Here is a 12,992-nt window from a genome sequence, read left to right as displayed (position 1 = left end):
ACAGACATGAGAGCAATTACAAAAAACATAAAGCAAATGCGTCGCGTAACGTTTCTATTTGCTATTAGCACATTATTTATAGGATCTGCAAAAGCGCAGATCCTCCCACTCAATGCACAATACTTTCAGAACCGTTACCTGATTAACCCCTCAATGGCCGGTATCGACGAAGGGTTTAACATCAATGGAAGTTTCCGCAAACAGTGGTCGAACATTCCTGGTGCACCCATCACCCAAAGCGTAACTTTAGATCAGCAGGTGAACAAAGTGGGCTGGGGCGTAAACATATACAACGAGAAATCGGGCGGGATCCAGCGTACTAAGGCGGTTGGAACTTTTGCCTATCACCTGCCATTAAACAGCGAAGGCCAGAAATTAAATTTTGGGATTTCTTTTGGCGCAAGTCAGGATAAGCTCGATTTAAGCAGCATAAGGAACAGCGACATTAACGATCCATCTATTGCCCGTTTTAACGACAGGGGTTATTACCTGGATGGTGATTTCGGGATTTCTTATACCTCCAGAGGATTAACTGTTGAAGGCGCCGTGCCTAACATGCGTTCAGTTTTCAGAAAAGACGATTTAAACTTTGCCGATAAACCCACTTTTTACTCTGCAGTAAGTTACAAATTCGCCTTGGGATCTGGCATTAACGGCATCAGCCTCGAGCCAAAAGGTGTTTTCAGAGGCATTAAAAACTACGAAAATTTATGGGATGCAGGTGTTAACGCCAACTTCGCCAACGATAAATTATACCTGATGGCTATGTACCACAACACGCAAAATGCTACTGTTGGTTTCGGAATGAATTATAAATCGACTTTGTATTTTATGGCGTACTACAATACCGCCACTTCAGCCATCAGCGGTTATACCGACGGTGATTTCGAAGTAAATATCCGCTTAAATATTAGTAAAAAACCATAATATATAGCCGTCATTCCAAACTTGTTTCGGTTTTAAAGAGAATCGTCGTTATTCCGAATAATCCGGGATTTTAATGCTTAAAGCATTACATTTTTACCTAATCCGCAGAATAAAATCTGCGGCTTTTTTATTGGTCGCAGCGCCCCTATCCGCCTAACGGCACCTTTCTACTGAAAGGGAAAGGCCTTGAAAAACAATTTACCGCACCCTGCAATATGCTCCATGCGACCTGCTCCCTGCTATCCGGCCTTGCAGATTTCCGCCGGAAAAAGCATGAAAATCTTTGCAGCTCCCCTCATTACCCCACAGCCCAAGGCAGGATCAAAGCGGGAGTGGTGGGGATAAGCAAGGGTAAGAGCCTCGATGCTGCCGCAATCAAGATTTCCGTAGCTTTTTACAAGGAAGAATGCAAGCCTTGATTTTTTGATCCCTTTTTCATCAAGGAAAAAGGACTAGCCCCGGCGGCAATGAGCCGATAGAAATTTTCATTACTAGATTTAAGTTAATAGATTTCTCCATTACGCTGCGCTCCAGTCGAAATGACGGATTGTTCGCGGTAGAAATTACGCGTGATATAGCTAAACAATTAAGATTCCCGCCTCCGCGGGAATGACGATCGCTTTAGAAAACATCCCTATACATCACGCTATCTGCTCCCTGCTACCGGCCTCGCAGATTTTCGCCGAAATAAGCATTGAAATTCCTGCAGCCCACCCTCAATATCTCACTGCCCAAGGCAATATACAGTCCCGATTTTTCATCAGGGCCTCCATATTGCCGCAATGAGAATTTCGATAGCTTAGTTCAAGAAAGGATGCAAGCCTTGGGTTTTTGTTTCTTTTGGGCCAAGCCAAAAGAAAGAGCCCATCGGCGGCGGTGAGCCGAGGCAAGCCTGAGCATAAGGCAAAGAAAAACTTAGCGGGTGAACAAACACAAACCAGTAATAAACATTTACAGATCCTTCGTACCTCAGGATGACAGAAAACCAATTAAACTAATAGCGAAAGCTTTAAGATTCCTGCCTGCGCGGGATCGATAGCCATCCGATAACGACCATATAGAAACTTATTCTTCACAAAAACCACCCCCTATCCCTCCTTTTTCCTATTTTTACCCCTATGGCTAAACTCATCAACCTTGAAGCATTTCAGCGTTTCTTCCGCTCCGGACAAGTGGGCGGATTTTTATTACTGATCTGCGTAGCCATCTCCTTAATCATTGCCAATACCGCTTCCAAAGAAAGTTTTGAAGCTTTTTTAGCCACCAGATTAGGCTTTGGCGAAGTAAACTACAGTATTTTAGCCTGGATAAACGACGCCCTCATGGCCATATTTTTCCTCCTCGTAGGACTCGAAATCAAACGCGAACTTGTAGAAGGCGAACTCTCCTCCCTTAAAAGCGCAGCTTTACCCGTTATCGCCGCCTTAGGAGGCATGCTGATACCCGCTATAATTTATAGCCTGTTTAACAAAGGTGCAGAAACCGCCGGTGGCTGGGGCATCCCCATGGCTACCGACATTGCCTTTGCCCTCGCCATTATCGCCATGCTGGGTAAAAGCGTACCCGCCAGTTTAAAAATATTCCTGGCCGCTTTGGCCATTGTTGATGATCTCGGTGCTATCCTCGTTATCGCGATTTTTTATACGCAACAGATCCATTTCGAATACCTGGCCATGGCTGGGGGCATCCTTGTGCTTTTAGGCTTAATGAATTATTTCGGCGTAAAGAAGCTCGTATTTTACCTCATCCCGGGGATATTCCTCTGGTATTTCATCCACCACTCGGGCATCCATGCCACCATTGCAGGGGTATTACTGGCTTTCACCATTCCCACCAACGAAACCGACATCGAATCGCCCTTAGAAAAACTCGAGCATTTTTTAACCACTCCGGTAAATTACCTCATTATGCCGGTTTTCGCATTGGCCAATACGAATATCACTTTCCAGAAAGAAATGCTTACGGGATTGGTTTCTCCTTTAGGACTCGGAATTATCGTAGGTTTATTTGCAGGCAAAACCATTGGTGTAACCTTTTTCAGCTGGCTCGCCGTGAAACTGAAATGGGCTGACTTACCCACCGGAACAGGCTGGAAACACATCTTAGGTTTGGGCATGCTCGCCGGAATCGGTTTTACCATGTCGATTTTTATTGCGCTGCTCTCTTTTAGCGAGGTGTTACATGTATCGGAAGCGAAGTTTGCGATATTAACGGCCTCGATCTTATCGGGCGTGGTGGGTTTTGTGTTTTTGAAATCGGTGAAAGCTAAGGGTTAACCACAGAAAGCAATTTTTACCACAGAGATCACAAAGAAAAAATCACAGAGTGGCACAGAGCCCCTATCCGCCTATCGGCAGCTTTCTGCTGAAAGAGAAAGGGTTTGAAAAGACAAATTACTGCGCCCTGCATTATGCTCCCTGCTATCCGGCCTCGGAACTGATGGAAGGAGAAAGCGTTAAAGCTTTTACACCTCCTTTCGTCTTACCACTACCCCGAGGCAGCACGCCCTCCCCGATTTTTCATGGGGAGCTTGTGCTGGCGAACTAAAAGCTTTGACGAATTTATCCGACATCAGATCCAAGCCTTGGGTTTTTGTTTCTTTTGGACCAAGCCAAAAGAAAGAGCCCCTCGGCGGCGGTGAGCCGATAGAGATTTTCATTACCAGAATTTAAGTTTAACAGGTTTCTTCCCGAACCTTCGGGATCGAAATGACGGATTGATCGTTGTAAAAATTACGCATAATAACTTAGAGATCCTTCGTGCCTCAGGATGACATTTAATAATAAAAAAGCACCAAGAACCTCGCGTCCTTAGTGCCTAAATTTATACACAAACCTATAAAGCCTTTTACAAGCCTTATAGGTTTTTGCAAATTAATTCCAGCCGCCGCCTAACGAGCGGTACAAACCAACCACAGCATTTAACTGCTCTGTTTTAATGGTGGTAAGTTCCAGTTCGCTTTGCAATAAATTGCCTTGCGCCGTAATTACCTCCAGGTAGTTCGCCATGCCGCTTTTAAACAACAAACTTGCATTTTTTGAAGCCTGCTGTAAAGTTTGCGCTCTTTTTTCGGCAATGCTATATTGTGCTTTCAACTTCTCTACTTTCGTTAACTCATCCGACACTTCGCCAACCGCATTCAATACCGACTGACGGAACTGAATCACTGTTTTCTCACGGTCGATTTTAGCCAGTTCTAAATTGCTTTTTAACTGTCCACGTTGAAAAATAGGCTGAGTAATCCCTCCCGAAACCAGTCCGAATAAAGATGCCGGTACATTAAACCAGTTGCTTGCCTTAAAAGAGTTCACGCCACCGCTTGCGGTAATCACCAGTGATGGATATAAACTCGCTTTCGCCACGCCAACTTTTGCGTTCGCTACCGTTAACGCTAACTCTGCACTTTTAATATCCGGTCTGCGGCTCAACATTGCCGAAGGGAATCCTGCGTTTAAATCATCCGGAAGCACCATTTTATCCAAACGGCTCTCACGGTTAATCGCTTTTGGTAAAGTACCGATCAGTACACTTAAAGCATTTTCCTGCAGGGTTACATTTTGTTCTAAACGGGGGATCAGCTGTGCCGCAACCAATTGCTGTGCCTGCGCCTGCTGAATGGCCAGCGAAGTAACCTGACCAGCATCAAACTGTAAATTGATAATCCTTAACGTGCTATCGTTCAGTTTTAAGTTCTTTCTGGCAATTTCCAGTTGCGCATCAAGCATCAGCAGGTTGTAATAACCTTGCGCCACATTGGCAACCAAACGGGTTTGAACCGCTTTACGAGCTTCCTCAGTCTGCAAAAAACTGGCTAAAGCACCGGCTTTTTGATTGCGGATCTTCCCCCAGATATCGGCCTCCCAAAACACGCCCAGATTAGCGCTGTAATCTTCGATGTGTGTAGAACCCGTAAACTGGTTCAGGCTTAAACCATTTAAACTGTTATCGCTCGGACGGCTGGTACTTGCCGCAACCTGCAATTTAAGCTCAGGTAAATAACCCAATTTAGATTGTTTGAACAATACTTCTGCTGCATCAATATTTTTCAATGCAATTTGCATGTCGTAATTTTTAACCAAAGCTGTATCAATTAAATTCTGAACAGTAAGGTCGTTAATAAAACTCTTCAATGGCATGGTGCCAATGCTCGAAGAATCGCGTGGTGTGGTGTTTCTGAATAAGCCTGGCACAATATTGGGCAGAGCTGTATCTTTCGAAACCGAACATCCGCTCCAGATTAAAGCAAGGAGCAGGATGCTAACTATATTAAACCGTTTCATAAACTACATGATTATTAACAGGCTCTTCATGGTGGCGAACAACCTCATTTGATGATTTTTTTGATATTTTTTCCTGTAAAGCCTGGAAGATGACGAAAAGTACCGGAATGATGAATAAACCTAAAATTACACCTGAAACCATACCTCCTGCGGCACCAATACTGATGGAGTGGTTACCCTGTGCCGACGGACCTGTTGCAATACTCATCGGGAATAAACCAAACACAAAAGCAAGTGAGGTCATGATGATCGGTCTGATCCTTAATCTGGCGGCTTCGATAGCCGAATCAACCAGACTCAATCCTGCCTTTCGTCGCTGCACCGCAAACTCAACGATCAGAATCGCGTTTTTAGCCAGCAAACCAATCAACATAATCAGCGCTACCTGTACATAAATGTTGTTTTCGATACCGGTTAAACCCAATACCACAAACACACCGAATACACCTGTAGGGATTGAAAGGATTACCGCCAATGGCAGGATATAACTTTCGTATTGTGCTGATAAGAGGAAGTAAACAAACACTAAACATAACAGGAAGATCACTGTCGACTGTCCGCCTGAAGAAATTTCCTCACGTGTTTGTCCCGAGAATTCATAAGCATATCCGGTTGGCAATTGCTCTCTGGCCGTTTCTTCTATCGCTTTAATCGCATCACCAGAACTGAAACCTGGTTTAGGGATCGCATTGACTTCGATAGAGTTAAACAAATTATAACGCGAAGCCGTTTCCGAGCCATACACACGGGTTAATTTAACCAGCGTACTGATCGGCACGCTTTCTCCGGCTTTGTTTTTCACAAACACTCGGTCGATACTCGCAGGGTCAGTCCTGTCAGCAACATCAGCCTGAACCACCACACGGTAGTATTTACCAAAACGGTTAAAATCTGATGCCTGTGCCGTACCAAAATAGGTCTGCATGGTTTGTAAAATATCTTTTTTACTTACACCCAGCTGATCGGCTTTTTCGTCGTTCACATCCAGTTGTAACTGAGGATAATCGGCTTTATAAGAAGTAAAAGCATAGGCAATAGCCGGTTTCGCCATTAACTTACCGATGAAGTTATTCGCTACACCACTAAATTTATCCAGTCTGCCGTTGGTTTTATCCTGTAACATCACGTTCATCGCTTCCACATTACTAAAGCCCGGTACGGTTGGGAAACTGAATACGAAGAAGGTACCTGCAGATATGGCTGCCATTTTAGCCCTTACGATATTCTGGATCTCATCGATATTTTTTACTGCTCCCCTTTCTTCATTTGGTTTTAACAATAAGAAAATCTGACCAGCGGAAGGACTGTTAGATGCTGTTAAGAAGTTATAACCTGCAAGCGACATCACGAATCTTGCCGATGGCATAGCCCTCAATTCCTCTTCAGCCTGTTTTAATATTTTATTGGTATTGGCTAATGAAGTTCCCGATGGACTGGCAACCGCAATGGCCACAAAACCCTGATCCTCTGTAGGGATAAAGCCCGTTTTTGTTCTGCTTACCAGAAGAACAGTAACCGCAACGATTAACGCAAGTCCGGCCATGCTGATCCATTTATTACGGATAAGCACTTTTAAACCACCAACGTAACGGTTGGTCATATAATTAAAACCACCGTTAAAGCCTGCATAAAACTTTTCTACAAAACCTTTTTTAGGTGCTTGATGACCGCCTTCAGCGTGTTTGTTCTTTAAAAATAAGGCTGCCAATGCAGGACTTAAAGTTAAGGCGTTAACCGCAGAAATAATAATGGCAATAGCCATGGTTAAGGCAAACTGTTTGTAAAAGATCCCTGTTGAGCCGGTCATAAAACCTACCGGTAAAAACACTGCCGCCATTACAAGCGTAATGGATATAATGGCCCCGGTAATCTCATTCATGGCCTCGGTAGTTGCCGCTTTCGGACTAAGCGAAGGATTTTCTTCCATCTTGGCATGCACCGCTTCCACCACCACAATCGCATCATCCACCACAATACCTATGGCCAGTACAAGTGCGAACAAGGTTAAAAGGTTAACAGAGAAGCCAAACAACTGCATAAAGAAGAAGGTACCGATAATCGCCACCGGAACCGCAATGGCCGGGATTAAAGTAGACCTGAAATCCTGAAGGAAGATAAACACTACGATAAATACCAGTAAAAAGGCTTCCACCAGGGTGTGTTCCACCTGATTGATGGATTCGTCCAGATCGGTTTTGGTACGGTAAAACTGATTGTATTTAATGCCTGCAGGGAAATCTTTTGATAGTTTTGCCAATAATTTATCAATGGCAATCTGAATTTCGTTGGCATTAGAGCCTGATAACTGGATTACACCAATGGTAATTCCATCGTGTCCGTTTAAACGGTTAACACTACCATAACTGTAAGCACCCAGTTCCACACGGGCCACGTCTTTTAAACGTAATATAGAACCATCAGAATTGGAACGTATCGCGATATTCTGATATTCCTCAGGTTTAGTAAGTTTACCTTTATATTTAATGATGTACTCAAACGCTTCATTACTTCTCTCTCCAACCCTGCTCGGTGCCGCTTCCAGGTTTTTATCCTGAATGGCCGTAATCACTTCATTTGGGGTAATTTTATAAGTAGCCAGCTGACTTGGATTTAACCAGATACGCATCGAATAATCTTTAATACCGCCAAACACACTGGCAGAACCTACACCCGGGATACGTTTAAGCTCCGGAATGATATTGATCTGTGCATAGTTGTTTACAAAAACCGCATCGTATTTTTTTGGATCTTCAGAGTAAACCCCGATAGCGCCAATAAAACTGTTTTGCTGTTTCGTAGTGGTGATACCATATTGTACTACCTCTGCTGGCAATTGGCTGGTGGCCTGCGAAACACGGTTTTGCACGTTAACAGCTGCCTGATCGGGGTTGGTACCTTGTTGAAAGTACACCGTAATCGCCAGCGTACCATCGTTACTGGCGCTCGAGGTCATGTAGGTCATGTTCTCCACACCATTAATGGCTTCCTCCAATGAGGGGGTTACCGAACGTAAAATCGTTTCGGCGTTGGCCCCAGGGTACACAGCAGTTACCAATACCGACGGAGGTGCGATATTTGGGAAGCGCTCTAAGGGCAGCTTTGTTAAGCCCAGTATCCCAACTATTACCAATAAGATGGAAATAACAGTCGAAAGTACAGGCCTGTCTATAAATTTCTGAAACATGATTGCTTAAACTTTAAGTGTATTAATTTTTCGATTTTGCAACAGCTACTTTATCTGCTGCTTTTTGAGGCTGGATCACCATACCCTCCTGTAGTTTGTCAATGCCGCTTAACACAATCTGGTCGCCTACTTTTACCCCTGCATTAACCAGGTAATTTTCGCCGGCTTTACCCACAATGGTAATGGCTTGTTTTTTCACCTTACTGCTGTCGCCTACAGTAAATACAAATACTTTGTCCTGCATTTCTACTGTGGCCGACTGAGGAACCAGAATGGCATCATTATGCTGCAAGCCTAAGTGGATTTTACCGGTATTACCCGAGCGTAACACACCGCTTGCATTAGGGAAACTGGCCCTTAAAGTAATGGCACCGGTATTTTTATCAAACTGACCATCAATCATATCGATTTTACCTTTAAGCGGATAAACCGAATTGTCTGACAATAAAAGTTCAACCGCTGGTAAATGTTTAATCCTGTCGGCAGGGGTTTTACCAGGGTAATTTGCATTAAAGTTATTGAAGTCGTTTTCTGCAAGTGAGAAATAAACGTGTACTTCGTGGATATCAGATAACTGAGTTAACGCCACCTGATCAGTTGGCGAAACTAAACTTCCCTGTTTCTTAGGGATACGACCAATGTAACCACTTACCGTAGCCTTAACATTAGTATAACCTAAGTTGATCTGTGCAGAAGCTACGCTGGCTTTAGCTTGTTCGGCATTGGCCTGGGCAATTTTGTAAGCTGTTTTTGCAGTTCTTAACTGGATATCAGAAACCACTTTATTCTGAACCAATGGTGTTAACTTATCCACTTCCAGCTGTGCATTTAACATGGCAGCTTCTGCAGCATGTAAACTTGCTTTAGCGTTGTTTAAAGCCTCGCGGAAAGGGTTTTCGTTAATTTTAAATAGTGTTTGTCCGGCTGTTACATAAGCGCCTTCATTAACCAAAACGCTTTGAAGGTAACCGCTCACCTGCGGACGAACATCGATATCAACCGCTCCCTGTATAGAAGCCGGGTAGTCTACAAACGTGGTTTCGGTACTTGCGTTAATCGCACTTACAGGTAAAACCGGTGGTGGTGGCGCGGCAGCTGATTGCTCTGGAGATGATTTACAGCTAATCAAAATTATAGATAAAAGAGAAATTGTTAACAATGATTTAATACCATTAAACCATTTAACGGTGTTAAGTAATGGATACAAGCGATGTAGAGACTTCATATGATTAAATTTAATTGGATTATAGTGTATAAATAATCTAACAGTGTTAAATTACTGTGTAAAAAAAATATTTTAACTGTTAATAGATAACGTGATACCTTTGATGGCATCTTTTAAAATTTGCTGGTTTAGTTCGTCTGTTGTTCTTCCGTTCGGGCGCACCAGGTTAATCGAAATTAACCCGTGGATGATTGACCAATAGGTATAATACTTCATGCAGATATCATCTTCAGATACTGGTTTCTTCTCGAATAATGATTCAATTACTTCGCCTAACATACCGCCTACATTTTCAGCTTCGGGCATTGAATTTTTGACGGTACAACAAACCATATCCACACCATACATCAGCTGATAAAATTCTTTGTGGGCAAAGGCGAAGTTCCAGTAGGCAATCCACATGGCTTCCATTTTATCTTCCGGAGATTCGTGTTTATCCCTGGCTTCGCGGATATCTTTGGCCAACATTAAATATCCTCTTCTGGTGAGTTCCAGTAAGATGCCATCTTTGTTGGAAAAGTATTCGTAAATAATTGGTGCAGTATATTCGATCTGGTCGGCAATTTTACGCATACTCAATGCCTGCCAGCCCTCTGTTTGAACAATGTTCAAGGCAGCATCCAGAATTTTTGTTCTGGTTTCATCTTTTAAACGTAGAATTCTTTCTTTACTTCCCATGATCTGGAATATAAGGTGTAAATAATCTAACACCGTTAAGCAAATGTAGAACCAATTGCACAATTCACAATCATTCATTTGTCATAAACATTTTATTGCTTAGTTTTATCACTTATAATTAACCTTTACAGCGCTTAAATGAAGATTTTTAATCAGTCAAATTTTTAAGAAAATATAAATCATGATTTTTCGCTTTGCAAAAACAACTGACATCGCTGCCATGCAAATTGTCAGACATACTGTAAAAGAGAACATTTTGTCCGATCCGGCTCTGGTTACTGACAAAGATTGCGAAGAATTTATTATTGAGCGGGGCAAAGGATGGGTTTGTGAGGTTGATGGTGAAGTGGTTGGTTTTTCGATCGTAGATTTAAAGGAGCATAATATCTGGGCTTTATTCCTTCGGCCAAAGTTCGAAGGGAAAGGTATTGGTAAGAAACTGCACCCGTCAATGCTGGACTGGTATTTTGAACAGACTAAAAAACCGGTTTGGTTAGGGACAGCTCCAGATACCCGTGCCGAAGAATTTTACAGCAGACAGGGCTGGAGAAAAGTTGGCACGGTAAATAAAGGCGAAGTGAAATTTGAAATGGGTTATGAGGATTGGGTGAAACAGCCTTAGTAATGACCACAAAGGCACGAATAGTTCTCTTGAACAGATTTCAATAAAAAAGTCGTCATTGCGAGGCACGAAGCAATCCTAAAGCGTTCGCTAGTAGCGATAGTATAAGATTGCTTCGTCGTTCCTCCTCGCAATGACGAAACTGTGCTATTTAAGCATACTATTCCAGATAAGAGGTGCTTGTTTTACAAACTTACCCTCTCCTAACTCCTCAATAATAAACTCCGCAATGTTGGCCGCATTAATCTGATCGCCATCGCAATTAAGCAAACTTGTTCCTATTGCCGTTTGTTCGTCGGTTTGCATAATTAAAGGTAAACGGATTAAAGTCCAATCTAGCTTACTTTCTGAAAGCATTTCGTATTCTTTTTGCCGGTTCGCTGTAGAAACCGGATAATTCTCGTACATCCATTGAGTAGCAAATTTGGTTTTGGCATCTTTTTCATCAAAAGGCGTATCTACATTAATACCTGTAAGTACGATATAACGTTTCAGTCCAAAAGCTTTCATTGCTGTTAATATATTAGCAGCTGATTGCGTAAAGATTGTTTTTTCACTGGCTGGTTGTCCCATGCCTAAAGCACTCACAACGATATCACAATCTTTTATAAAATGATGTACGGCTTCAGCATCGTTAACATCGCCTGTTACAATTTCTAAGGCTGAATGGTTGATCTGAAGTTTTTCAGGGTTTCTAACAAGGGCTTTTACCCTATAGTTTTGCGCCAACAGCGCTTTTAAAATATAAGTACCAGCTTTACCAGTAGCACCGATTAAAGCAATTTTTAAATCTTGCATGATGTTCTCTTTATAAAATTTTAGAAAATAATGGTTTAATCCCGGTTATCGAATGGATAATGGAATTTCAGAACGGGGTTCTGTTTGGTGAATATTTTATAAAGAGATTTTAATGAGACTAATATAAGAAAAAATAATCGTTATTTACATTGATTGTAAGTGAGTTACGTCATCTCGACCGGAACGCAGTGGAGTGGAGATATCTACCTCGAGACAGATTTCTCGACTTCGCTACACTCCGCTCGAAATGACGATAAGCGGGTGCTTCGCTACCATTACATAATTTAATAAAAAAAACGTCATCTCGACCGAAACGCAGTGGAGCGCCCGCCTGCTTCGGGCAGGGAGAGATCTACCTCGAGACAGATTTTGCTTCGCAGAGCCTTCGGGTTCTCGACTTCGCTACACTCCGCTCGAAATGACGGTGCGGGGGTGAATTCCGCTAACTTGAAAGGAGTTAAAAAACTAATCCTTAAACTTCTTCATAAAATCACTCACACTTTCCTCTAAATTTCCATCGGCGATGGCTTTAACGAAAGCAGTACCGATAATTGCGCCGTCTGCATACGAGCAGGCTTTATCGAAAGTTTGTTTATCGCTGATTCCGAAACCGATCATGGTAGGATTTTTAAGGTTCAGGTTTTTAATCCTGCTGAAATAGGCTTCGGTAGTATCGCCAACTTCGAGGTTTTTACCTGTAGTAGCTGATGAAGATAAAAGATAAATAAATCCGTTGGTTAAACCATCAATTTTGTGGATACGTTCTTCGGCGGTTTGAGGGGTAATTAAAAAGACATTGCTCAAGTTGTGTTTTTCGAAGCAATCTTTATAAAATTCCTCATACTCTACCATAGGCAGATCGGGCACAATACAGCCGTCTACCCCTACTTCGGCACAGGCTTCGCAGAACTTTTCTACGCCAAACTGCAAAACAGGGTTTACATAGCCCATTAATAAAACAGGGATACTTACTTTTTTCCGTAAATCTTTTAACTGTTCGAAAAGCAGCTGAAGTGTCATGCCCTGATCAAGCGATTGTTTGCTACTCGCCTGAATTACTGGTCCATCAGCAACAGGATCTGAATAAGGGAAACCGATTTCGAGCATATCGGCACCTGATTGCTCTAGTAATTCAGCAATTTCTAAAGTGTCGCCAGTATTTGGATAACCAGCGGTATAATAAATTGATAATATATTTTTCTTCTCCTGGAAGAGTTGTTTAATTCTATTCATTTTTTTTTGAGATGTGAGATTGGAGATGTGTGATATGAGATTGAT

9 protein-coding genes are annotated in these 12,992 nt (G+C 42.5%); 3 read left to right on the top strand and 6 right to left on the bottom strand.

Going from position 1 to position 12,992, the window contains the following annotated elements:
• The first annotated feature begins 6 nt into the window (after positions 1–6).
• Together ABD769_RS05335 and nhaA are read left to right on the top strand one after the other, a co-directional pair.
• The gene (locus ABD769_RS05335) at positions 7–927 is read left to right on the top strand and encodes a PorP/SprF family type IX secretion system membrane protein (protein WP_344850007.1); all 921 of its coding nucleotides are present in this window, start codon (positions 7–9) and stop codon (positions 925–927) included.
• A 1,118-nt stretch (positions 928–2,045) separates the two neighbouring features.
• Complete coding sequence (gene nhaA / locus ABD769_RS05330; RefSeq protein ID WP_344850006.1) at positions 2,046–3,203, top strand: Na+/H+ antiporter NhaA; 1,158 nt, start codon at positions 2,046–2,048, stop codon at positions 3,201–3,203.
• Between the two features lie 597 nt (positions 3,204–3,800).
• Here the strand turns inward: nhaA and ABD769_RS05325 are convergent.
• The 4 genes from ABD769_RS05325 to ABD769_RS05310 all read right to left on the bottom strand — a co-directional run bounded on the left by ABD769_RS05325 (position 3,801) and on the right by ABD769_RS05310 (position 10,294).
• Complete coding sequence (locus tag ABD769_RS05325) at positions 3,801–5,207, bottom strand: TolC family protein (protein ID WP_344850004.1); 1,407 nt, start codon at positions 5,205–5,207, stop codon at positions 3,801–3,803.
• Positions 5,194–8,391: an efflux RND transporter permease subunit gene (locus ABD769_RS05320; protein WP_344850002.1), complete on the bottom strand. Its 3,198-nt coding sequence runs from the start codon at positions 8,389–8,391 to the stop codon at positions 5,194–5,196. The genes ABD769_RS05325 and ABD769_RS05320 overlap by 14 nt, the downstream gene beginning before the upstream one ends.
• A gap of 22 nt (positions 8,392–8,413) precedes the next feature.
• Positions 8,414–9,616, bottom strand: coding sequence for an efflux RND transporter periplasmic adaptor subunit (locus ABD769_RS05315; RefSeq protein WP_344850000.1), 1,203 nt, complete (start codon positions 9,614–9,616; stop codon positions 8,414–8,416).
• Between the two features lie 72 nt (positions 9,617–9,688).
• Positions 9,689–10,294, bottom strand: a complete 606-nt coding sequence (locus ABD769_RS05310) for a TetR/AcrR family transcriptional regulator (RefSeq protein WP_344849999.1) — start codon at positions 10,292–10,294, stop codon at positions 9,689–9,691.
• A gap of 181 nt (positions 10,295–10,475) precedes the next feature.
• Here ABD769_RS05310 and ABD769_RS05305 point away from each other — a divergent pair, with 181 nt between their 5' ends.
• Positions 10,476–10,916, top strand: coding sequence for a GNAT family N-acetyltransferase (locus tag ABD769_RS05305; RefSeq protein WP_344849998.1), 441 nt, complete (start codon positions 10,476–10,478; stop codon positions 10,914–10,916).
• Positions 10,917–11,063: 147 nt separating this feature from the next.
• Here the strand turns inward: ABD769_RS05305 and ABD769_RS05300 are convergent, their stop codons facing one another.
• Together ABD769_RS05300 and trpA are read right to left on the bottom strand one after the other, a co-directional pair.
• On the bottom strand, positions 11,064–11,714 hold the full coding sequence (locus tag ABD769_RS05300; RefSeq protein WP_344849997.1) for an NAD(P)-dependent oxidoreductase: 651 nt from the start codon (positions 11,712–11,714) through the stop codon (positions 11,064–11,066).
• A 465-nt stretch (positions 11,715–12,179) separates the two neighbouring features.
• Complete coding sequence (gene trpA, locus ABD769_RS05295) at positions 12,180–12,947, bottom strand: tryptophan synthase subunit alpha (RefSeq protein WP_344849996.1); 768 nt, start codon at positions 12,945–12,947, stop codon at positions 12,180–12,182.
• Positions 12,948–12,992 lie beyond the last annotated feature (45 nt).

This window comes from Pedobacter jeongneungensis (assembly GCF_039538295.1).
GTDB lineage: Bacteria > Bacteroidota > Bacteroidia > Sphingobacteriales > Sphingobacteriaceae > Pedobacter > Pedobacter jeongneungensis.
Note: the sequence above shows the minus strand (reverse complement) of the source record. Positions and strands in the feature narration are given on the sequence as shown.

What these genes read in the sequence shown, in the direction of transcription:
- ABD769_RS05315 (WP_344850000.1), bottom strand. Translation starts at nt 9,616, where the DNA reads ATGAAGTCTCTACATCGCTTGTATCCATTACTTAACACCGTTAAATGG.
- ABD769_RS05300 (WP_344849997.1), bottom strand. Translation starts at nt 11,714, where the DNA reads ATGCAAGATTTAAAAATTGCTTTAATCGGTGCTACTGGTAAAGCTGGT.
- ABD769_RS05305 (WP_344849998.1), top strand. Translation starts at nt 10,476, where the DNA reads ATGATTTTTCGCTTTGCAAAAACAACTGACATCGCTGCCATGCAAATT.
- ABD769_RS05335 (WP_344850007.1), top strand. Translation starts at nt 7, where the DNA reads ATGAGAGCAATTACAAAAAACATAAAGCAAATGCGTCGCGTAACGTTT.
- ABD769_RS05310 (WP_344849999.1), bottom strand. Translation starts at nt 10,294, where the DNA reads ATGGGAAGTAAAGAAAGAATTCTACGTTTAAAAGATGAAACCAGAACA.
- ABD769_RS05320 (WP_344850002.1), bottom strand. Translation starts at nt 8,391, where the DNA reads ATGTTTCAGAAATTTATAGACAGGCCTGTACTTTCGACTGTTATTTCC.
- ABD769_RS05325 (WP_344850004.1), bottom strand. Translation starts at nt 5,207, where the DNA reads ATGAAACGGTTTAATATAGTTAGCATCCTGCTCCTTGCTTTAATCTGG.
- nhaA (WP_344850006.1), top strand. Translation starts at nt 2,046, where the DNA reads ATGGCTAAACTCATCAACCTTGAAGCATTTCAGCGTTTCTTCCGCTCC.
- trpA (WP_344849996.1), bottom strand. Translation starts at nt 12,947, where the DNA reads ATGAATAGAATTAAACAACTCTTCCAGGAGAAGAAAAATATATTATCA.